Origin of the sequence: Desulfosporosinus meridiei DSM 13257 (genome assembly GCF_000231385.2) — a bacterium.
Taxonomy (GTDB): Bacteria; Bacillota; Desulfitobacteriia; order Desulfitobacteriales; family Desulfitobacteriaceae; genus Desulfosporosinus; species Desulfosporosinus meridiei.
In genome coordinates this window covers 4,128,143-4,148,688 of sequence record NC_018515.1, presented here as the reverse complement: position 1 = coordinate 4,148,688, position 20,546 = coordinate 4,128,143, and the positions used below count along the sequence as shown (strand labels likewise).

Sequence of the window (20,546 nt, the reverse complement as noted above, 5' to 3'; positions counted from 1 at the left end):
TAGAATTCGCTACTGCCACTCTACTAGAAAAGAACATGGATACTAACCAAAAATGGGTTAGCCAAGTGAAGAGATTAGGATCAAGATACTGCTGATTAATTGTTTTAATTTGAAGGGGGGGAGGGTAAACCAATCGATCTACTCTGGTTAGATTTAAGATAAGGTTTACTCGAAATATATGATCATTGACATCTCTTGGGAAGAAGAATCTGTTTTACCGGCAGATCGTGACCCTCTGGCAAATTTATTAAACCAAGCAATAAATGAGGCTCTTCAACTATCAAATGGCCCAGAAGAAGCGGAAGTAAGTTTATTGCTAGTTGATAATCAACGAATACATGCTTTAAATCTAGAATATCGAGGAGTAGACAGACCAACAGATGTTCTTTCTTTTGCCTTGCAGGAAGAGGTGGAAGATGAACCTGAAATTGAGGAAGAGGATCAAATGCTTGGGGATATAGTAATCTCTGTTGAGCGAGCAAGGGCTCAAGCTCAGGAATATGGACATTCCTTTGAACGGGAAATTGTCTATCTTGCAGTTCATGGATTACTCCATTTATTAGGTTATGATCATGAAGAAGAGAATGATAAACAAGAAATGCGTAGTAAAGAAGAAGAGATAATGGCTGAATTGAAGTTAGAGAGAGTATAAAAACTTTTGTGCCAATAATCTAAGGGAGGGAGCAGATGGGGAGGATTTATAGGAAACCAGGCTTTTTGCGTAGTCTAAATCAGGCTTGGCGAGGAATGATGTATACTGTAAAGACTCAAAAACACGTCCAGTTTCATCTCTTTGCAGGTAGTGCTGTTTTGCTCCTCGCTTGGTGGAGTGAGGTTACACGGCTTGAATGGCTGATCCTTATTTTGGCCATCGGCAGCGTGATTGGCGCGGAAGTAATGAATTCCGCCATTGAAACTGTAGTAGACATGGTTCAGCCAAATTTTCACCCCTTAGCGGGGATGGCAAAAGATATCGCCGCAGGCGCTGTGTTGGTAACTGCTATTCAGGCAGTTGTAATTGGTTTTGTCGTTTTTCTTCCTCCACTACTACGTTTGGCGAGTAAAATGTTCTAGGATTGAGGGTGATTTTTTGAATCAGAGCCAATCTCAACTGTTTGAAAAAATGGTAAATGAATTTAAGGGACTGCTTGATTCTGATAGTATCAATGAGCTGGTTTCTAAGGCTAAAGCTGCCTATGAAAATGCCTATGTGCCTTACTCTCATTATCCCGTTGGGTCAGCAGTTTTATTTTCCTCCGGTAAGATCTATTCCGGATGTAACGTTGAGAATGCCAGCTATGGCTTAACTGTCTGTGCTGAACGCAATGCTATTTTCCAGGCTATTGCCCAAGGAGAACGAGAAGTAAAGGGAATTGCCATTGCGGTACCCACAGATGTTTTTCCATCTCCCTGTGGTGCATGCAGGCAAGTAATCCGTGAGTTTGCCGTGGATTGTCCAGTCATTTTGATAAATGGGAAAGGGCATGTACGGTGGACAAGTTTGAAGGCATTGCTTCCGGAGGCCTTTGAACCGGAGTTTTTATAGGGGACTTGTGTGTACATCGACTCGGTCTTACGACACAGAGCAAACTAACCATTCAATGTATACCCTTTAAGAATATTCTAGAAAATGCGTTGAATAGACGCTATTGTTTACGGTTATGGTAATATTGATTGCATAAAATTAATGATAAAAAGATAGGGAAGTGCTTCACCTTTGGTTTCAACAAAATCGCATCAGTTTCGTTCAGGCTTTGTTTCTGTTATTGGTAGACCTAATGCGGGTAAATCTACTTTACTTAATCATTTGTTAGGACAGAAGGTCTTAATCATGTCCGACAAGCCTCAAACTACTCGTAATAGAATCCAATGTATCTTGACGGAAGAACGTGGACAAATTGTCTTTTTAGATACTCCTGGAATACATAAACCGAAACATAAGCTCGGTGAATTTATGGTAGGTGCTGCCAAAGAATCTATGCGAGAGGTTGACGCGATTCTTTATATGGTAGATCTCTCTGCAGAGTTTGGCCCGGGGGAAGAGTTTATCATTGAGATGCTCAAGCAGACGAAAACTCCTTGCGTACTTGCGCTCAATAAAGTTGACTTATTGACTAAGGAACAATTGATGCGGAGGATTCAGGAATTTTCTGGTTTGGCAGATTTCAAGGCTATTGTACCTATTTCTGCAAAAACAGGGGAAAATACCGATGAGCTTTTAAAGGTGATTTTCGATAAAATGCCGAATGGTCCCATGTATTATCCGGAAGATGAAGTGACTGATCAGCCGGAGCGTTTTATTATGGCGGAATTAGTCCGAGAAAAGGTTCTTCAATTAACGAGGGATGAGGTTCCTCATTCCATTGCGGTAGTTATAGAATCAGTTGAAGAAAAGAAAACCCTAGTCAAAGTGCGTGCCCAGGTAATTGTGGAGCGAGACTCTCAAAAAGGGATTATCATTGGGGCAGGTGGCAAACAGCTCAAGGAAATTGGCCGCTTAGCTCGTCTGGATATTGAAGCTTTACTAGGAAGTCCTGTTTTCTTAGAGCTTTGGGTTAAAGTTAAAAAGGATTGGCGCAATCGAGCAGATAGCTTGCGCAATTATGGTTATGGAAAGGAAAAGGGATAATAATGAATCTTGCAGCTATAACAGATCATACATTGTTAAAACCGGCAGCATCTGAGAAGGATATTGTGACACTTTGTCATGAGGCTCAGCATCATAAATTTGCTACTGTTTGTGTTAATCCCTCATATGTTCAAATGGCAGCAAAACTTTTGCATGGCACAGGAATATGTGTTGCTGCGGTTGTGGGTTTTCCTTTAGGTGCAACCTTTACTGAAGTTAAAGTTCAAGAAATATTAATGGTTAAAGCCCACGGCGGCAAGGAAGTTGATGCTGTCATTAATATCGGTTGGGTAAAATCGGGCAATTGGGAAGCCGTTGAGAAAGATGTTTCTAGAGTTGTTGAAGCAGCTCATAGCTGTGGTTTAATCATAAAAATTATTATTGAAACTTCTTTGCTGACTGAAGACGAAAAAAAGTCTGTGGCCGAGATTGTTAAACGAGTTGGAGCGGATTTTATCAAGACTTCCACTGGCTTTGCCGGAGGGGGGGCCACGGTTGAAGATGTTCGTAATTTAAAGGCTTGGGTCGGAGAAGGTGTAAAGGTAAAAGCATCAGGTGGTATTAGAACTAAGGAGTTTGCCTTAGAGCTTGTTGAGGCGGGAGCGGATAGATTAGGCACCAGTGCAGTGCTTGCATGAGCTTGTGTGTACATTGACTCCGTCTTACGACTAGGGACGAGGTGACGAATGCTCGGGAGAAGGCACATTTCATGTCTGAGCAGAGGAAACGATGTATACTAAAATTAAAGATAACAAAGAATAGAAAGGGTGAGTGGGCGTGGCCGTTTATCATGCGGACGCGTTGGTGGTCCGCAGTAGACAATTTGGTGAGTCGGATCGTGTACTCACTCTTTTTTCCCGTGAGTTGGGGAAACTTCAGGCGGTTGCCAAAGGAGTGCGGAAACCTAAGAGTCGTCAACGAGCAGGGGCTCAGCTATTCACCTATGGAGATTTTCTGATCCATCGAGGGAAGACACTAGACACTGTTTCCCAGTGCAGCCCTAAGGAGAGTTTTCCTCATCTTTGGAACGATCTGGATCGGTCATTTGCTGCGACTGGAATTGCTGAGCTTTTAGACATTTCGACGATTAAAGAGCAGCCTAATATTGAGCTATTTAGACTTACCCTAACTTGTTTTTTTCTGCTCGAACATTTTCAACCCTCACTTGTGCTTGGTGCATATGCTTTACGGTTAATGGATGTCTTGGGCTATCGTCCTTTTTTAGAAGGATGTGCTGAGTGCGGGGTTGGTGTGAAGGGGGATCGCTTGTTTTTTAGTTTAGAGGCGGGGCTCTTGTGTGGGAACTGTCGAGAAAGATATTCTGGGCGCTGGATTCGCGCGGGTAGTGTGGCGTTTATGCGGCAATTGATTCGTGCTGATATTACTAAGCTTGATCGGATGCGCTGGGGAGTTTGGATGGAGCAAGAGATTTTAGAGACATTACGGCTTTATATTGAACATAAATTTGAACGTCCTCTTAAATCTTGGAGAATGGGAAGTTTGATGCAGGATAACTTGGAGCAAAGTTTTGATGGAAAGGAAGGGAAATAATATGAGCGAATCCTGGACAGAACTTGACAAGATAGATGTAATACGTGAACGTATGGGGATCGGCTATGAAGAGGCTCGGACGGCCTTGAACTTAGCTCAAGGGGATTTGTTGAAGGCTTTAGATGATTTAGAGAGGGTTCGCAATGGCTTGGGCCCAGACTGGCATTTTGAAGAATGTGGCAAGGGTATTCTAGACAGTCTTAAGTCCACGGTTTCGAGGATTAATCATTCAACGATTAGTCTCAAACGTCATGACAATACGATTATTAGCCTTTCCGCTCCTTTGGGATTGGCCCTGGCCTATACGATATGGAGGAAGCCCAGCTTGAGGTTGCTGACACTTGTAGGTGCTGTAGGTGCGGCTTTGAATCATTTTGAGTTGGAAGTAGCCTCAAAAGCGGAGTATCCTTATGATGGAGAAGCAGGAGAGTTTTAGTTTTTAGTTCTTGGATTCGTGTTTTACGATCTATTTGTAATATACGAATCCAAGAAATTATCTTATCTTTTCTTGGATTGTCTAGGCTGTTATATTTTGGTTTCTCTTTCTCGATAAAAACTACCCGCTGATTTTTTTGAACCTCTAAAGACATAATGTGATCCTGATAATTAAATTATTCTTAAATGAAAGAGAGCAAAAGATGGATTTCATTGAATCAATTCAAAGATATATCCCCGATAATGAGCAAGAGGAAAAGGATAAATCAATCATTTTAAATTGTTTAGAGGTCTTTGAGGATGTTTTAACTAGAAATAATAAAATTGCTCATTTCACCAGCTCAGCGTTTGTATTGAATAAGGCGAGGGACAAAGTCCTGGTTGTCCATCATAATATATATAATTCTTGGTCATGGACAGGTGGGCATGCTGATGGGGAGAAGGACTTATTGGCTGTTGCTATTAAGGAATTAAAGGAGGAAACTGGGGTTCTTAATGTTAACTTAATGATGACCGGAATTTTCTCTTTAGATATTCTTCCTGTTTTAGGGCATATACGAAGAGGGGAGTATGTTTCTCCTCATTTACATTTATCAGTAGCGTTTTTGATTGAGGCGAATGAGAATGACCCTTTAATTGTTAAAGAAGATGAAAACAGTGGTGTGAAATGGATTCCTCTGGAAGAATTGATTGCCTATAGTAATGAACCTCATATGCATAAGTTGTATTCGAAGTTTATTAATAAAATTAATGAGTTAAAAAATTAAGATTATAGATTATAAGAGTAAAGAGTAATTAATAGGGTAAGTTTGATTACATTTGACACATTTTCTTAGTAGGCATATAATGATAAAAATTAAAACCTTTTAAATATGCGATGATGGGAAAGAAATTCATGAATCCTCTCTTATAGCGAGTTCGGGCGGGTGGAAGCCGAATGTGAGAAGTGAATGGGGCAGCTCTGAGCACATGAAACGAAGGGGGCCCCGAGGGGTCAAACAGGGTGGAACCGCGGGAATAACTCTCGTCCCTGTAGCTTGTAAAATTGCTACGGGGGTGAGGGTTTTTTTAATTTGGGGTCTGGGAAAGTAAGGGGCCATTGCCCGTTCACACACGTTCCGTTCACTAGCTCGTTGGATGCTGAGGCTATTCCGCCAACCTCTGGGTAGTGCAGAATGTGAACCTGGGCGGAATAATGCCTCAGCATCGGCACTCGCTTTATCGTGAACTCCCACAAAAGTGTTCACTAAGCAATTGGCCCCCTTAGTTTCTGGTCAGTCGGGGCTGGGAACGGGGAAATATGAGTTTAAACCATCTTTAACTAAATAAATTCTAAATAGGAGGCTTATTATGAAATTCCAAGACATTATTCTGACCCTTAATCAGTTTTGGGGTGAGCAAGGGTGTATTATTGCCCAGCCCTATGATGTAGAAAAAGGGGCTGGAACTATGAACCCGGCAACCTTTTTAAGAGCCTTGGGGCCTGAGCCCTGGAATGTTGCCTATGTTGAGCCGTCTCGGAGACCTACAGATGGACGATATGGAGAAAATCCTAACCGGCTGCAGCATTATTTTCAATATCAAGTTATTCTTAAGCCTTCTCCGGACAATGTCCAGGAGCTATATTTGCAGAGCTTAGAAAGATTAGGGATCAATCCCCTTGAGCATGATATCCGTTTTGTTGAAGATAATTGGGAATCGCCAACCTTGGGTGCCTGGGGATTAGGCTGGGAAGTCTGGCTTGATGGAATGGAAGTGACTCAGTTTACCTATTTCCAACAGTGCGGAGGGATCGACTGTAAACCGGTTTGTGCTGAGATTACCTATGGACTAGAGCGCTTAACAACCTATATTCAAAACAAGGATAATGTTTATGACATTGAATGGGTGGGGGATGTCACTTATGGTGATATTTATCTGCAAAATGAAATTGATTACTCTCACTATAACTTTGAGGTAGCGGATATCGAAGCCTTACAGACTTGGTTTGATATGTATGAACGCGAGGCAAAACGGGTAGTAGAGAAGGGTTTAGTACTTCCGGCCTATGATTATGTTTTAAAATGCTCTCATACCTTTAACCTCTTGGACGCTCGCGGGGCAATTAGTGTTACAGAACGTACCAGCTATATTGCCAGAGTAAGGGCCTTAGCACGTCTTTGTGCTCAGGCCTATGTTGAGCAGAGAGAGAAGTTAGGTTTCCCTTTATTAAAGAACAATAACTCCGTGAAAGAGGTGAAATAAGATGGCAAAGGATTTTTTACTTGAAATTGGGACGGAAGAAATTCCGGCAAAATTCTCACCGGGGGCAATGACTCAGTTGGAAGAGCAAGCCCGCAAGCGTCTTCTGGAACTCCGTTTAAACTATAAAGAAATCCAAGTGTTTGCGACTCCGCGACGTCTGACGCTAATTGTCTTAGAACTTGCGGATACCCAAGAGGATTTATCTATGGAAGTTAAAGGGCCGGCGGTGAAAGCCGCTTATGATGCCGGCGGAGCTCCCACCAAAGCAGCTCAAGGGTTTGCCAGAGGGCAGGGTGTGTCCATCGAAAACCTTTTTGTTCAGGAAGTTAATGGGGTACCTTATGTATATGCTCGAAAAGCTGAAGTTGGTCTGGAAACGAAATCTCTCCTCTCTCAGTTGGCCCTTGACCTGATTAACTCATTACATTTTCCAAAGCCAATGCGTTGGGGGGATCTTGATTTTCGCTTTGCTAGACCGATTCGGTGGATTGTCGCACTTTACGGTGCCGATATCGTTCCCTTTGAGTTTGTGGGTCTCAACTCAGGGCGTGTTACCCGAGGACATCGTACTTTAGCAACGGAAGAGGTACAGATTAGTCAACCTTCAGATTATCGTGAGGTTTTGCGTCAAGCCTATGTGGTTATCGATCCCGAGGAACGTAAGGCTTTGATTTTAGCGCAATTGAAAGAACTGGCTGAAAAAGTCGGAGGTAAGGTTCCTGAAGATGAAGAACTCTTGAGTGAGGTTATTCATCTGGTTGAATATCCAACGGCGTTATTGGGTGAAGTGGCTCCTCAATATATGCATTTGCCGGAAGCGGTTATTACAACTCCTATGCGGGAGCATCAACGTTATTTCCCTGTGCGGACTGAAGAGGGAAAACTTTTGCCTTATTTCATCACTGTACGCAACGGAAGTGATTTCGCTCTAGACACAGTTAAAGCTGGGAATGAAAAAGTTCTGAAGGCTCGCTTAGAAGATGCTGCCTTCTATTATCGGGAAGATCAAAAAGTTGCCTTGTCTGACTTAGTGCCGAAGCTCGGGAAAATTGTCTATCACGAGAAGTTGGGAACTGTTGAGCAAAGGGTTGAGCGTTTAAGAGGATTATCCGGATTTATGGCGGAAGGTCTAAGTTTTGGAGAGAGCAAGCAAGCAGAGGTTGATCGAACTGCATATTTAGCCAAGGCAGATCTGGTAACCCTGATGGTTAGTGATTTCCCGGAGCTGCAAGGGATTATGGGGGCGGATTATGCTCAAGCCAGCGGAGAGAAGCCTGAGGTTTGCCGGGGAATACTGGAGCACTATCAACCTCGCTTTGCAGGGGATGCGACACCTGTTTCAGATTGTGGACGGGTGGTCAGCATAGCGGATAAACTTGATGCCATTGTTGGAGCTTTCAGTATCGGAATTCAACCTACCGGGTCTCAAGATCCTTACGCTCTCCGAAGACAAGCCCAAGGAATTGTTGCAGTTATTTTAGATTCCGGCTGGGATCTCTCTTTGCCTGAGCTCATTCGGAAATCCTACAGTCTATTTGAAGAGCAGGGGACGGCAGCATTGCCCCTGGGCGACATCTTACCTTTGCTGCTTGATTTCTTCCAGCAGAGGGTTCGGTTTGTGCTTCAAGAGCAAGGCCTTCGCTATGATACAGTGGATGCTGTTTTGGCGTTAGGCAGTGAGAATATTAATCGTTCGGTAAAAAGAGCTCGAGTGCTTTCGAAAAAACGAACGGAAGAAGCATTTGTTCTTTACGCTCAAACCTATACCCGCTGCTATAACTTAAGCAAGAAAGAAGCTCTGGCAGAGCTGAAAGAAGCTTCTTTGGTAGATGCCACTGAAATAGCCTTGGCCAAAGGGATATCTTCGCGCAGACAGGGTTTTGATGAGATGATCGAGTTAGGCAACTATGAGGAAGCCTATGATCTGGCCTGGGAACTTGTCCCTCAGATCGAAGCCCTTTTCCAAGCAGTCATGATTATGGTAGAAGATGAAGATTTGAAGAAGGCACGTTTAGCCTTGCTTGGGCAATGTGTGGAAATGCTGGGCTGCTTGGGTGAGCTAAGCCTTTTGGCTTAAATTAATTAGAAGATACAATTGAACGGTAGGGTCTATAGAGGGTCTGTAACAATAGTTGTTATATGACCCTCTATTTTTGTTAATTTAGTTTTTAAGATGCATGTTACTACCGAGGTGACTCAATGAGAATCTTCGGAATTACTAAAGGTTTTTTGATAAATCTAGGTGATCCTATTTTATAAACTGTCCCCAACTTTTACCTCAACGTAAACATCATATTCTTAGAAAGATCTAAAATTTATTTCTAAAAAGTTCATCATATATGGAACAATATCTACCCAACGAATAATATTATATGGTATAATTGAGCGAATTGAACTTAATAGTATGTCACATTGAGACAGAGCAATACATAAGAGGTGAAATTGGTTGGAATGGACGGAACGGCAACAACGAATAGTGGAGATCGTGAAAGCTTCAGGTTCCATCACGGGTGAAAAGATTGCGTCAATGCTTAATTTGACGCGAGCTACGCTCCGCCCTGATTTAACCGTCTTGACAATGTCCGGAGTCTTAGTGGCACGGCCGCGTGTCGGATATTCTTATCGTGAAGATCTCGGCCCCTCTCCTATCATGGAGCGTATGCTTCAGCTACGAGTCTGCTCATTTAAGTCTATGCCGGTCACAGTATTGGAAAACGCCAGTATCTATGATGCAACAGTTGTGATGTTTACCCAGAATGTTGGCAGTCTGATGGTTGTCGGCCCAGACAGAGTCCTGCTGGGAATGGTCTCTCGAAAAGATATCATGAAAGCATCCCTGGGAAAAATGGATCTTCAACAAGTTCCCGTCGGCGTTATTATGACCCGGATGCCGAACATCTACATGACAACCCTTGATGAGCCCGTCTTGAGTGCTGCTAAGAAACTGGTTCAGCATCAGGTGGATAGTTTGCCGGTGGTTGAAGGGTATGTGGATGAGAATGGAAATGAGTGTTATGAGGTTGTAGGTCGGTTTACAAAAACTAATGTCACGAAACTTTTTGTAGAAATTGCAGAAACTAGATAAGCCAGACTAGTGGTCTTATGATAAGAGTTATAGTGACTTGGATAATTCGGAGGTGTTATTTTTGACGACCCAATCGGCTGTTATTTATGTTATTTCAGATGCCCTGGGAGAGACGGCTGAGTTTGTAAGTCGGGCTGCTGCGGCACAGTTTATTGGTGTTAAGACTCGAATTCGCAGGGTTCCTTATGTAAGGGATCAAGCTCATTTAGAAGATATTATGGAAGAGGCCGCGGCTGAGCAAGCTATTTTGGTTTACACCTTGGTACTTAAAGACCTTCGTGAATATTTAGAGAATAAGGCTTTAGAAAAGGGACTTAAAACTGTTGATATTCTTGGGCCGCTGATTGGGGCCTTGGCCAGTCAAACCGGTATGGATCCAACCCATACACCGAACATAATCCATCGACTTGACGAACAGTATTTTAGAAAAGTAGAAGCTATCGAATTTGCAGTTAAATACGATGACGGCAAAGATCCTCGTGGGGTTTTATTTGCGGATGTAGTTCTAATCGGTGTTTCTCGTACTTCCAAGACACCCCTCAGTATGTACTTAGCTCATAAAGGACTCAAAGCTGCGAATATTCCTTTGGTTCCTGAAGTTGATCCTCCGGAGGAACTTTTTAGTATTCCATCCCGAAAAATAGTTGGTCTTACGTTGAGACCGGAACTACTTAACCAAATCCGAACAGAGCGTTTAAAAACACTGGGCTTAGGCGCTTCCGCGGATTATGCCAACCTGGACCGGATTATGCAAGAGTTAGAGTATGCCCGAGGTATTATGAGACGTATCGGCTGTCCGATTATCGATGCTACCGGAAAAGCGGTAGAGGAGACAGCCAGCATTATATTAGAGATATTATTTAAGGGGGATCGAAATGAATAAGAAGTATGTTTATTTATTTCAAGAAGGTAAGGCTTCTATGCGCGATTTGTTGGGCGGAAAAGGAGCTAATTTAGCGGAGATGACTCAAATTGGCTTGCCGGTACCTCCGGGATTCACGATTACAACAGAGGCCTGCAACGAGTATTACAGCAACGGTGAGAAGTTTCCCGAGGGGATCTGGGAACAAGTTTGGCCGGCTTTAGCAGAAGTTGAAGCGGCTTCCGGTAAAGTTTTTGGAGATAAGAAAAATCCTCTGCTGGTTTCTGTCAGGTCTGGGGCGAAGTTTTCCATGCCTGGGATGATGGATACCGTTCTTAATTTAGGACTTAATGATGACACAGTAGAAGCTTTAGCTGCTAATACGCAAAATGAGCGTTTCGCCTGGGATTGTTATCGCCGTTTTATTCAAATGTTTGGCGACGTTGTTTTAGAAGTAGAGCATTATAATTTTGAACAGATCTTAGAGACTGCTAAAGAGAAACAAGGAGTTCGTTATGACTCTGAACTGTCCACGGAGAGTCTCAAATGGATGGTCAGTGAATATAAGAAAAAGATTGAACGTAAAACCGGCAGCCCCTTTCCGATGGAGCCAAGAAATCAGCTGCAGCAAGCTGTCTTAGCCGTTTTCCGTTCGTGGAATAATGATCGGGCCAATGTCTATCGTAAAATTAACAATATCCCCCATGAGATTGGAACAGCTGTCAATGTTCAATCCATGGTCTTTGGAAATATGGGCTCAGATTCAGGAACTGGAGTGGCCTTTACCCGTAACCCATCAACGGGGGAAAGTGCGCTCTATGGAGAATATTTAATGAATGCCCAAGGGGAAGACGTGGTAGCCGGGATACGAACCCCAAACCCTATCGCCACCTTGGCTCAGGAAAACCCGGAGATCTATCAGCAGTTCTTGAGTTTCTCCAAAAAGCTGGAAGCTCACTATCGAGATATGCAGGATATTGAGTTCACAATCGAGCGGGGCAAACTGTACATGCTGCAAACCCGTAATGGCAAACGAACTGCCTCAGCAGCTATTCGTGTGGCAGTAGAATTGTTCCATGAAGGTGTTATCACTAAAGAAGAAGCTGTTATGAGAATTGAGCCGGATCAATTGGAACATTTATTGCATCGTCGTATGGATACCGGAGTTAAGCTGCATGTACTGGCTAAAGGACTTCCGGCTTCACCCGGGGCTGCTTCGGGAAGAATCGTTTTGAGTGCAGAGGAAGCAGAACGCTTAGGGAATCTTGGCGAGAAGGTAATCTTGGTTCGGACTGAAACTACTCCCGATGATATTCGCGGTATTTTGGCTGCCCAGGGAATACTAACCAGTCGCGGAGGTATGACAAGTCATGCTGCGGTTGTGTCTCGTCATATGGGTAAACCGGCTGTTTGCGGCTGTGATGCCTTGAAAATAGATTATACTCAAGGTGTAGTGTCTATTGATGGGGTTGATTACCCACAAGGGACTATTATGTCTATTGATGGAGCTACCGGACGAGTCATCAAGGGCGAAGTATCCATGGTGGATCCTGAGCTGAGTGAAGGATTTAAAGAATTCTTAAGCTGGGCTGATGAGATTTCCAGACTGCGAGTTATGGCCAATGCCGATAGTCCCACGGAAGCTACCAACGCTCGAGATTATGGAGCGGTGGGAATTGGGTTAACTAGGACTGAACATATGTTTATGGATCCTGAGCGGATTCCCATTGTGCAAGATATGATTTTGGCCCAATCCTTAGAAGAGCGGGAAGAGGCTCTGGCCAAGCTCTTGCCGATGCAGGAAGAGGATTTCTATGGAATTCTTAAGGCTATGCAGGGATTCCCAGTCACCATACGTTTGCTTGATCCCCCCCTTCACGAGTTCCTGCCCCATTCGGAAGAGTTAGTTGTCGAGATTACTAAGCTGAGAATGAGCAAGGATGACTCGGGCACCTTACAGGAAAAAGAGTCCTTGCTGCGCAATGTTCGGGCTTTGTCTGAATTAAATCCCATGCTTGGTCATCGTGGCTGTCGCCTAGGGGTTTCCTTCCCGGAAATCACGGTTATGCAAGCCCGAGCGATTTTTCAAGCCAGTGCCCGGCTGGTTAAAGAAGGATATGAAATTCATCCTGAAGTCATGATCCCCCTTGTTATGGGCAAAGAAGAGTTTATTATGATGCGGAAGTTAGTGGATGACACTGCCGCTGAAGTTATGCAAGAACAAAATGTCCAAATCAGCTATCATGTTGGAACTATGATTGAAGTGCCTCGTGCAGCTCTCTTGGCAGATGAAATCGGAAAGGTTGCGGACTTCTTCTCCTTTGGAACGAATGATCTCACTCAGATGACCATGGGGCTGTCCCGGGATGACGCACAAGGAAAGTTCTTACCCGTCTATCTGGACAAGAAACTGATGAAAACGGATCCCTTTGTCGTACTCGATCGAGACGGGGTAGGCAAACTCATCGGTATCGGAGTAAATCTGGGCCGGGGTGCTAATCCTAGTCTGGGCTTAGGTATCTGCGGGGAGCATGGCGGGGAGCCAAACTCCATTGAATTCTGCCACATGGTTGGATTGGATTATGTTTCGTGTTCACCCTTCCGGGTGCCGATTGCTCGCTTAGCTGCTGCTCAGGCGGCGGTTAACAACAAAGACCAATCGAAGTAAAAATAAAATAATATTGATGAAGGAAGTTATAAACTAAGACTTTGTGTGCTTTTTTTAAAAACGGAGCAAGGTACTGTTTCTTATGATTAAGAGACAGACTTTGTTTTTAGGGAACGCCCCCTGGTGGAGTTCCATTTTTCCAGATAAAAAAAGGGTATTGAAAAAGCTTAATTTGTATGATAGAGTAAATTTAATTTTTACGAATGGAGGGTTGCTTAAGAATGTGTGGAATTACATCTCGATTAAAGTAACTAATTAAATAGTACTTAAGCCTCTACCTGTGTGTAGGGTAATCGGGATTGGTCTAACTATTTTTAAGAAAACCTTGCGGTGAAATATATGAATTCTTTTAAGGATAGAGACAACTCTATCCTTTTATTTCTTAAAAATGAGTGATAATAATTGAAATAATAACGTTGTGAAACAAGGGACTTCTTTGATTATTGACTTCTTCTCTCGATTACTTAAAAGCACAGGCAGTTAGCCTGTGCTTTTAATTTTTTTCGTAAAGGAGGCGAGTAAAATGCGCTAGAAAAGAAGGACACTTAATGTTCTATTTCAATTTTGAACTAGCATCAATGAATAAATCAAATAATAAAGGAGATTAGATATTATGACACATAGCGATGAAAATAAAAGAGTATGGTTCATTACCGGAGCTAGTAAGGGTCTGGGATATGCATTCACCCGTTCCGCTCTGAAGGCTGGGGATAGGGTTGTAGCAGTCGCGAGAACTACCGGCAAACTGGAAAAGCTAAAGGAAGAGTATCAGGATACTTTATTGCCATTAAAGTTGGATATAACAGATAGAAAAGCTGTTTTTTCCACAGTTGAATTAGCAGTAGAGCATTTTGGGCGCCTCGATGTTGTTGTTAATAACGCGGGCATATTGACCCTGGGCATGATTGAAGAACTAAGCGAATTTGATATCAGAAATCTGATGGAGACAAACTTTTTTGGGGCTCTTTGGGTCTGTCAGGCAGTAATGCCTTATTTACGTTCTCAAGGCTCCGGACATATCGTACAGATTTCTAGTATTGGTGCAATTGTCTCGGGTCCTATGAGTGGTATTTACAGTGCAAGTAAATTTGCTCTGGAAGGCATGAGCGAAGCTCTGGCTAAGGAAGCAGCTCATTTCGGGATAAAGCTCACCATGGTAGAGCCTGGTGGGTACTGGACAAACTTGTACACCACGATGAATTACAGCAATCCCCTAGAATCTTACGGAAGCCTTCGTGAGGAACTGGCTCGTCAGTATTCAGAGGATTCGGTGGATAGCGATCCTTACCTAGCTGCAGAAGCGCTTATGAAATTAGTGGATAGTGATAATCCTCCTCTAAGGCTTATTCTTGGCAGTATGGTCTACGATGTAGCTATAGATACGTTTAAGGAACGAATAGTTGCCTGGAAGGAGTGGGAAGAAGTTAGCCGGGCTGCCGAAAAGGGTATTCCTGCACCTGAGGGGTACGGAGTACCCGAGGAGTAAAATCATCTTAAAAGCTGAATGGAATATAGCTTGAAAGGAAGAAATCAAATCCTATTCCCATTTGTTCATTACAGCTATTGATATATAACCCCTTATATATCAATAGCTGTAAGAAGTGTTCCATAATGTGAAAAAATGAGATTGTACTATTTTGTTAGCAGCAGCTCAGGCGGCGGTGAGAAACAAGTAGCAATAATTAAAACAAAAAATAGATCGGTTTGAAGCCTTGTACGGCAAGGCTTTAAACCTTACCTATGTAAAAATAAGGTACTGTCGTTAAGCAATTAACAGACGGTACCTTACTTTTTAGGGGTATCAAATTTGTATGATTTTTATGAATAGAATCGTATTTTACAACTCGTAGTTGCCAGCTGCCTCAGGTTGGTAAATTATTTTTTTGACTTCTAGTTTAACGATTCCCGCCGGAACCTTCCAGTCAATTTCATCTCCCTCTCTGAATCCTAGTATAGCTGTTCCTATAGGTGCAAGTACAGAAATTTTGTTTTCTGACAAATCTGCTTCTCCAGGATATACTAAGGTATATGTTGTTTCTTCCCCTAGATCTAAATCCTTCAAGATAATTTTAGAGTTCATTGTTATGGAGTTAGGTGGTATATCCTCTGAGGATACAATATTTGCTCGCTTTAGTTCTTGTTCAAGGTCTTTTAAATAGCCTTTATTTTTTTCCGTGCCGAATTCTTTTTCTTTTTCAATAAGCTTAAGTATTCGATCGCGATCCTTAAATGTAATATCAATTGCCCTGTTCATTTTCCTATCCTTTCAGTTTCAAATAAAATTGAGCGACAATCGCATCTAAGATAGCCGCTTATAATAAAACTATTTAATTAAGGTGAGATTCCCCCAAAGAAACCCTCACTTTATATTATATATTAAATCTTATATAAGTAAATATCAAAAGAAGTTCCTTCCAATCGATTGGTGGTTATTGATTAGTGGGGAAGTCTTTAAAAAAGACTGTGTCCATATTTTAATGAAGCGGATTAATTTTGAAATTAAAAAACTTTTTATTACTTACAGACGTCTATAAAATATAAGGTGGTTAAGATAAGCATCTAAAACAGAAGTGAGGGTATAGCTTGGCCTTAATAAAAATAAACTCTTTAGAAGAACAAATAACAGAGCATGCTGTTAAATACAAAGAAAATCATTATAGATTGGCATTTAGTTATGTTAAGAACGTTGATGATGCTTTAGACATTATGCAGGAATCAATATATAAAGCAATTTCATCTAAGAATTTAATAGAAAATCCTAATTACATAAAGACTTGGTTTTACAGAATAGTGGTTAATACTTCACTGGACTTTTTGCGGAAACGAAGGAAGATTGATTTTGTAGACGAAGAAGTCTTGACTAGCTTGGACTTCGGAAAAGCTGATGATTATGGGGATTTTGACTTGCAAAAAGCATTAGATAATTTACCTGACAAATACCGTACAGTAGTGATATTAAGGTATTTTGAAGACTTAAAAATTGAGGAAATTGCTGAAGTTCTTAGTGAAAATGTTAATACAGTAAAAACCCGCTTATACAAGTCTCTTGAAAAGTTGCGCATAAAGTTAAGTGATTGTGAGGAGGTCTAGAATGGAACGTAGAAACTTGCAGCATCTTAAAAAAGAATATCTAGAGACACCCATTCCAGGAGAATTGGACTATTTAGTAAGCAAGGCTTTAAAAGATAAGGGAGAATCTAAAATGAAAAGAAAAATAACTGTTAAAAAAATAAGTGTAGTAGTAGCTTCAATCGCTGCCTGTGTAGCCTTGCTTATGGTCGGGATTAACAGCAGCCAAGTCTTTGCGTCTACACTATCAAAAGTACCGGTTATAGGTAGTATAGTAAAGGTGCTAACCTTCAGAGAATATACTGTGAATGGGGATAAATTCAATGTGGATATTAAAGTGCCTTCGATACAAGGTCTGGAAAATAAAGCCCTTGAAAACAGCTTGAATGAGAAATATGTTAATGAAAACAAAAAGTTATACGAAGAGTTTAAAGCTGAAATGGAAGACATACAGAAAAAAGGTGGCGGCAATTTAGGAGTTAACAGTGGGTATATGGTGAAGACTGACACAGACAGGATATTGTCAATAGGGCGCTATACTGTAATTACCAAAGCCTCTGGGGTAGAAAAGCTTAAATATGATACTATAGACAAAGAAAACGAGGTCTTAATAACCCTGCCAAGCTTGTTCAAAGATAATAGTTATGTCGAAGTTATTAGTGAGAATATAAAGGCACAAATGAGAGAACAGATGAAGGCCGATGAAGGAAAAATTTACTGGGTTGACGATAAGGAAACGTATATTGAAGTGTTTGATAAAATATCAGCAAGCCAAAATTTTTTCATTAATACAGAAGGCAAATTAGTGATTTCATTTGATGAATATGAGGTTGGGCCTGGATATATGGGGATACAGGAATTTATCATTCCAACAGAAGTGATATCCGATATATTGATTAGTAATGAATATATTAGATAGGCAAAAGTGTTCTATGATGATAGGTCTATTTTGATAGCTGCCGCTCAGGTAGCTGTTAGAAACAAGGGGTAGTAAATAAAACAAAAAGCAGAATAGAAATAGCTTTAAAGCTTACTATCATCGCGCTATTTTTGCATTCCGGAACAAATTTGATAGAAATGTAGGTTGATTTCCCTAATGTTTTCAAGGCTCGGTTGAGCCTGACTATTTTTCGATATAATATAAACAAAACCATAGAAGCGAGGATGTATTATGCCCAAACATAATATCTATACAATGAGTGTCGCAAGTGTTTATCCCCATTATGTTACGAAGGCGGAGAAAAAAGGACGGACGAAAACAGAAGTCGATGAAATCATCCGTTGGTTGACAGGATATAGCCAGGACGAGTTAGAAGCGCAACTTGAAAAAAAGACAGACTTTGAGACCTTCTTTGAGGAAGCCCCCCAACTAAATCCTTCACGGGCTTTGATCAAAGGTGTGGTCTGCGGTGTCCGAGTGGAAGACATCGAAGAACCAACTATGCAGGAAATTCGCTATTTGGATAAGCTGATCGATGAGTTAGCAAAGGGAAAAGCGCTGGATAAGATTTTGCGGAAATAATAATTGTGAGAAAGAGCGTGAGATTTAGGCTTTAGAACGAGAACTTCGACGTAAGGAAGCTGCCCTAGAGGCTAATAAAATAAGCCGTGACCCAAGCGCAAAACGCTATTCAAGTTTTGAAGAACTGATAGCGGAGGTTATTAGGTGTTTGGACCGGGCATAGGGAATGTCATATCACTCCCGACTGGCTTTTGGTTAATAGGGTTGACAACGATGTTCTAGTTTTGACGCTTTACCAGAACAGATACTCACAGCGATTGGTTATTAAGATACTAAAGTTTAGGAGGACTGCCGGGCATGGGCAGCCCTCCTAAACTTTAGATAATGGATGTTAATTGTAAATTCCGTTGCTCTGTCTCAGTAGTTTTTTAAATCCAATCTTCATGTCGTCCTCAGATTCTTAAAGCAAGTATCCGTCAGACACTTCAGTGTTCTGGGCTGTGACCCTCCCAAATCATCGGACAATAAGTTCATAATGACCTCATTCCGAAAGTTTCCGAACTAGTATAAACATCCGGAAGGTGTGTAGGCTAGTATAAATAAGTTTGGCCCGCACTTTGTAAACAATGTTTTTGACATGGAGGGGTTATAGTGACTACCTATGACGAAATTTTTAAACGCTTAGTTAAAGCTTCCTACAATGATAAGCTGGAGCAAGAGATCCGAGAAATTGAAGCAAGCGGAAATGAAGCCACGAAAAAATATGTTTATTATGCCTTGGGGAATGGTGAGCAGAACAAAGTAGTGTTTCAGATTAATGATTGTAAAGGGGAATGTACGAGTGAAAAACATAACTGTGAAACGTCCTGTATCTTTAATGCCATAGTCCGGGATATGGAAGGAAAAGTCGTAATCCAAGATCGCAGCTGTATTCACTGCGGGCATTGCATTGATACGTGTTCACTCAATAACTTAATTGATAAGAAGGAATTTATTCCTTTAATAGATTTACTGAGAAAAAAAGAGGTCGCTGTCTATGCAATTGTGGCCCCTGCCATTATTGGGCAGTTTGGAGATCGGGTTACTATGGGTCAACTCAGAGCTGCTTTCAAACAGCTTGGTTTTTACGGTATGGTAGAAGTTGCGCTTTTTGCAGATATCCTAAGCCTGAAAGAAGCTCTTGAATTTGATCGAGCAGTTAATTCTGAAGAGGATTTTGTCTTGACCAGTTGTTGCTGCCCTATCTGGGTGGGTATGGTTAAGCGGGTTTATAATCAATTAATTCCCCATATCCAACCTTCCGTATCCCCAATGGTTGCTTGCGGCCGGGGAATTAAACGACTTCATCCCGAAGCAAAAGTGGTTTTTATTGGTCCTTGTATAGCAAAAAAAGCTGAGGCCAAAGAAGCAGATATTCAAGATGCCATTGATGCAGTATTAACCTTTGAGGAAGTTAAGCAGATCTTTGAAGCGACGGGAGTTAATCCTGAAGATATGGAGGATATCACTAGTGGACATTCTTCCTCTGCCGGACGTATTTATGCCCGCACAGGAGGGGTATCGAAAGCTATTTCAGATACCCTTGACCAGCTTAGACCAGATAAACTTATCCGGATTAAGGCAGTTCAAGCTGAGGGAATTCAGGAGTGTAAAGAGATCCTTCGTTCCATTAATCAGGGAGACATTAAGGCGAATTTTTATGAGGGAATGGGCTGTGTTGGTGGCTGTGTCGGCGGTCCAAAAGCCCTCCTCAAATCTGAATTAGGAACCCTCCATGTCAATACCTATGGACTGTTAGCAGATGCCCGCACCCCTTTACACAACCCATATATTCGAGAACTCCTTGACCGTCTCGATATTAAGGATGTCAATGACTTGCTTGAAGGAGAGTCTGCTGCAATATTCCAAAGACAGTTTAACAAATAGTCTGGGCATGACTCTAAGTAAAGTATGCGAGTAATCTTTCGCGTAAATAGTTGACTCAATTGATCACCGTCTGGCTTTTTAATAGTTAAGGTGATACCTCACCCAATGGGTACTACTTTGCGAGATGCCATAAACACTTGGTTCGACATACCTCCCATCTCAAGGACAAGATTATAAAACACGAATAAATGTACCGTTATTACCACGGACAGAAAAGCAAAAACCACCTTCTGAAATTTTGTCGTTGGCACTTAAAAATACCTTCTTTCTATATAATAAAAATATTAGCGCAACCTTTTAGACAACAAAAAAACGACACAGGTGTGGCTTTATACCGTAATCAGATTTACGTGCAAAGCACCACATGTGTCGTTTCTAGAATGTTTTAAAGTCTTATACACCAAGCTTTAGGGTTTAGGTGCAAAATAGTGAGGGTATTGTCTTTAGTTTAACAGGCAATATCCTTGCTTTATTTACTATTGGTACAATAACTCTAACCGCTGATTCTTATGTTTTGGGCACATTTAAGTCACAATATGAAGTTATACTCTTTAAGAGACATAAATTTTAAAGGTTTTAAACAATGAATAATGTTCTGGGAATAAAGGGTATACC

Annotated in this window: 19 protein-coding genes and 1 pseudogene; 19 read left to right on the top strand and 1 reads right to left on the bottom strand. The window is 41.7% G+C overall.

The window, feature by feature from the left end; all coding sequences use genetic code 11:
* Window positions 1-178 precede the first annotated feature (178 nt).
* The 14 genes from ybeY to DESMER_RS19140 all read left to right on the top strand — a co-directional run bounded on the left by ybeY (window position 179) and on the right by DESMER_RS19140 (window position 14,960).
* Complete coding sequence (ybeY, locus tag DESMER_RS19210; protein WP_014904731.1) at window positions 179-652, top strand: rRNA maturation RNase YbeY; 474 nt, start codon at window positions 179-181, stop codon at window positions 650-652.
* A 35-nt stretch (window positions 653-687) separates the two neighbouring features.
* On the top strand, window positions 688-1,074 hold the full coding sequence (locus DESMER_RS19205; RefSeq protein WP_014904730.1) for a diacylglycerol kinase family protein: 387 nt from the start codon (window positions 688-690) through the stop codon (window positions 1,072-1,074).
* A gap of 16 nt (window positions 1,075-1,090) precedes the next feature.
* Window positions 1,091-1,546: a cytidine deaminase gene (gene cdd, locus DESMER_RS19200; RefSeq protein WP_014904729.1), complete on the top strand. Its 456-nt coding sequence runs from the start codon at window positions 1,091-1,093 to the stop codon at window positions 1,544-1,546.
* A gap of 171 nt (window positions 1,547-1,717) precedes the next feature.
* Window positions 1,718-2,629, top strand: coding sequence for a GTPase Era (gene era / locus DESMER_RS19195; RefSeq protein WP_014904728.1), 912 nt, complete (start codon window positions 1,718-1,720; stop codon window positions 2,627-2,629).
* 2 nt (window positions 2,630-2,631) lie between these two features.
* Complete coding sequence (deoC, locus tag DESMER_RS19190; RefSeq protein WP_014904727.1) at window positions 2,632-3,267, top strand: deoxyribose-phosphate aldolase; 636 nt, start codon at window positions 2,632-2,634, stop codon at window positions 3,265-3,267.
* A 139-nt stretch (window positions 3,268-3,406) separates the two neighbouring features.
* Window positions 3,407-4,180, top strand: a complete 774-nt coding sequence (gene recO, locus DESMER_RS19185; RefSeq protein ID WP_014904726.1) for a DNA repair protein RecO — start codon at window positions 3,407-3,409, stop codon at window positions 4,178-4,180.
* 1 nt (window position 4,181) lies between these two features.
* On the top strand, window positions 4,182-4,616 hold the full coding sequence (locus DESMER_RS19180) for a DUF4342 domain-containing protein (protein ID WP_042334006.1): 435 nt from the start codon (window positions 4,182-4,184) through the stop codon (window positions 4,614-4,616).
* 202 nt (window positions 4,617-4,818) lie between these two features.
* Window positions 4,819-5,382, top strand: a complete 564-nt coding sequence (locus DESMER_RS19175) for an NUDIX hydrolase (RefSeq protein WP_014904724.1) — start codon at window positions 4,819-4,821, stop codon at window positions 5,380-5,382.
* 583 nt (window positions 5,383-5,965) lie between these two features.
* Window positions 5,966-6,859, top strand: a complete 894-nt coding sequence (gene glyQ, locus DESMER_RS19165) for a glycine--tRNA ligase subunit alpha (RefSeq protein ID WP_014904722.1) — start codon at window positions 5,966-5,968, stop codon at window positions 6,857-6,859.
* A 1-nt stretch (window position 6,860) separates the two neighbouring features.
* Entirely contained in the window at window positions 6,861-8,936 is a 2,076-nt protein-coding gene (gene glyS, locus DESMER_RS19160) for a glycine--tRNA ligase subunit beta (RefSeq protein ID WP_014904721.1), read from the top strand.
* A 369-nt stretch (window positions 8,937-9,305) separates the two neighbouring features.
* On the top strand, window positions 9,306-9,944 hold the full coding sequence (ccpN, locus tag DESMER_RS19155; RefSeq protein ID WP_014904720.1) for a transcriptional regulator CcpN: 639 nt from the start codon (window positions 9,306-9,308) through the stop codon (window positions 9,942-9,944).
* Window positions 9,945-10,005: 61 nt separating this feature from the next.
* Window positions 10,006-10,827 carry a pyruvate, water dikinase regulatory protein gene (locus tag DESMER_RS19150; RefSeq protein WP_014904719.1) on the top strand — a complete coding sequence of 274 codons (822 nt, stop codon included), beginning with the start codon at window positions 10,006-10,008 and terminating at the stop codon, window positions 10,825-10,827.
* Window positions 10,820-13,474 carry a pyruvate, phosphate dikinase gene (gene ppdK, locus DESMER_RS19145; RefSeq protein ID WP_014904718.1) on the top strand — a complete coding sequence of 885 codons (2,655 nt, stop codon included), beginning with the start codon at window positions 10,820-10,822 and terminating at the stop codon, window positions 13,472-13,474. The genes DESMER_RS19150 and ppdK overlap by 8 nt, the downstream gene beginning before the upstream one ends.
* Before the next feature lie 613 nt (window positions 13,475-14,087).
* On the top strand, window positions 14,088-14,960 hold the full coding sequence (locus DESMER_RS19140; RefSeq protein WP_014904717.1) for an SDR family oxidoreductase: 873 nt from the start codon (window positions 14,088-14,090) through the stop codon (window positions 14,958-14,960).
* Window positions 14,961-15,311: 351 nt separating this feature from the next.
* On the opposite strand, the gene rnk is transcribed toward DESMER_RS19140, so the two are convergent.
* Window positions 15,312-15,728, bottom strand: coding sequence for a nucleoside diphosphate kinase regulator (gene rnk, locus DESMER_RS19135; protein WP_014904716.1), 417 nt, complete (start codon window positions 15,726-15,728; stop codon window positions 15,312-15,314).
* A 338-nt stretch (window positions 15,729-16,066) separates the two neighbouring features.
* Here rnk and sigV point away from each other — a divergent pair, with 338 nt between their 5' ends.
* The 5 genes and pseudogenes from sigV (at window position 16,067) to DESMER_RS19115 (ending at window position 19,931) form a co-directional block, all read left to right on the top strand.
* Entirely contained in the window at window positions 16,067-16,564 is a 498-nt protein-coding gene (gene sigV, locus DESMER_RS19130) for an RNA polymerase sigma factor SigV (RefSeq protein WP_085931688.1), read from the top strand.
* Window position 16,565: 1 nt separating this feature from the next.
* A complete protein-coding gene (gene rsiV / locus DESMER_RS19125) occupies window positions 16,566-17,462 on the top strand; it encodes an anti-sigma-V factor RsiV (protein ID WP_014904714.1) in 897 nt (298 codons plus the stop codon).
* 252 nt (window positions 17,463-17,714) lie between these two features.
* Window positions 17,715-18,065 carry a DUF2200 domain-containing protein gene (locus DESMER_RS19120; protein ID WP_014904713.1) on the top strand — a complete coding sequence of 117 codons (351 nt, stop codon included), beginning with the start codon at window positions 17,715-17,717 and terminating at the stop codon, window positions 18,063-18,065.
* Between the two features lie 137 nt (window positions 18,066-18,202).
* A pseudogene (locus DESMER_RS23270) lies at window positions 18,203-18,341 on the top strand (type II toxin-antitoxin system mRNA interferase toxin, RelE/StbE family); the annotation flags it as partial.
* A 315-nt stretch (window positions 18,342-18,656) separates the two neighbouring features.
* Window positions 18,657-19,931 carry a [Fe-Fe] hydrogenase large subunit C-terminal domain-containing protein gene (locus DESMER_RS19115; RefSeq protein WP_014904712.1) on the top strand — a complete coding sequence of 425 codons (1,275 nt, stop codon included), beginning with the start codon at window positions 18,657-18,659 and terminating at the stop codon, window positions 19,929-19,931.
* Window positions 19,932-20,546: the final 615 nt, after the last annotated feature.